Here is a 1,196-nt window from a genome sequence, read left to right as displayed (position 1 = left end):
ATGAAAATCACCATTATCGGTACCGGCTACGTTGGCCTCGTCACCGGGGCGTGCCTTGCCGAAATCGGTCACGACGTGTTCTGCCTCGACGTCGATCCGCGCAAGATCGACATCCTGAACAACGGCGGCGTGCCGATCCACGAGCCGGGTCTGCTCGAGCTCATCCAGCGTAACCGCAAGGCGCGCCGCATCACGTTTTCCACCGACATCGCCGCGAGCGTCGAGCACGGCGAGGTGCAGTTCATCGCCGTCGGCACGCCGCCCGACGAAGACGGTTCCGCCGACCTGCAATACGTGCTCGAAGCGGCGCGCAGCATCGGCCGCCACATGAACGGCTTCAAGGTGATCGTCGACAAGTCGACGGTGCCGGTCGGCACGGCGCAGCGCGTGCAGGCGGTGATCGCCGAAGAACTCGCGAAGCGCGGCCTCGGCGAAAGCGACGCGCATCGCTTCTCGGTGGTCTCGAATCCCGAGTTCCTGAAAGAGGGCGCGGCCGTGGACGACTTCATGCGTCCGGATCGCATCATCATCGGCATCGACGAAGACGCCCGTGGCGAGCTTGCGCGCGAGAAGATGAAGCGCCTCTACGCGCCGTTCAACCGTAACCACGAACGCACGATCTACATGGACGTGCGCTCGGCCGAGTTCAGCAAGTACGCGGCCAATGCGATGCTGGCCACGCGCATCTCGTTCATGAACGAGATGGCGAATCTCGCCGACCGCGTGGGCGCCGACATCGAGTCGGTGCGGCGCGGCATCGGCTCCGACCCGCGCATCGGCTATCACTTCCTCTACGCGGGCTGCGGTTATGGCGGCTCGTGCTTCCCGAAGGACGTGCAGGCGTTGATCCGCACGGCTGCGGAATCGGGCCAGAATCTGCGCATTCTCGAAGCGGTCGAGGACGTGAACCACGCCCAGAAGGACGTGCTGGTGGGCAAGATCGTCAAGTCGCTGGGCGAAGACCTGCGTGGTCGCCACTTCGCGGTCTGGGGTCTCGCGTTCAAGCCGAACACCGACGACATGCGCGAGGCGCCGAGCCGCCGTCTGATCGCGGAACTGGTGTCGCGCGGTGCGACGGTGTCGGCCTATGACCCGGTCGCAACCGACGAGGCGCGCCGTGTGTTCGCGCTCGATTTCGCGCACGCTCCCGAACAACTCGCGCGCATCACCTTTGCGCCGACCCAGGACGACACGCT

At 65.3% G+C, this 1,196-nt stretch carries 1 protein-coding gene; it reads left to right on the top strand.

Translation table 11 applies throughout. From position 1 onward, the window contains the following. Window positions 1-1,196, top strand: a 1,196-nt coding sequence (locus U5782_RS41205) for a UDP-glucose/GDP-mannose dehydrogenase family protein (protein ID WP_322049614.1), incomplete at its 3' end; no start/stop codon positions are given.

This window comes from Paraburkholderia sp. J67 (assembly GCF_905220265.1).
In the GTDB taxonomy this organism is placed as follows: Bacteria; Pseudomonadota; Gammaproteobacteria; order Burkholderiales; family Burkholderiaceae; genus Paraburkholderia.
Note: the sequence above shows the minus strand (reverse complement) of the source record. Positions and strands in the feature narration are given on the sequence as shown.